The sequence below is a fragment of the Paraburkholderia sp. SIMBA_054 genome, assembly GCF_046534875.1.
Lineage (GTDB): Bacteria > Pseudomonadota > Gammaproteobacteria > Burkholderiales > Burkholderiaceae > Paraburkholderia > Paraburkholderia hospita.
In genome coordinates, this window is sequence record NZ_JAWRXV010000772.1 from 1 (window position 1) to 272 (window position 272).

Sequence of the window (272 nt, forward strand, 5' to 3'; positions counted from 1 at the left end):
CGCGGTTCGGACCTCAAGCCTGCCATGGTCATCAAGGACAAGGCCGGCAAGATCCTGAAACTGTCGAAGGGTGGCGATGCCCGCTTCATGCTCTCCGTGGAATCGATCCTTTCGGTCGAGCCGGGCGCGCATGTTAAGGCTGGTGACGTTATCGCCCGTCTGCCGATGGAAAGCGCCAAGACCAAGGACATCACCGGTGGTCTGCCGCGCGTTGCGGAACTGTTCGAAGCACGTCGTCCGAAGGACCATGCCGTCATCGCCGAGATCGATGG

1 protein-coding gene is annotated in these 272 nt (G+C 61.0%); it reads left to right on the plus strand.

Going from position 1 to position 272, the window contains the following annotated elements:
• Positions 1-24: 24 nt before the first annotated feature.
• The coding region (locus SB822_RS57195) for a hypothetical protein (protein ID WP_410859116.1) at positions 25-272 on the plus strand (248 nt) is incomplete at its 3' end.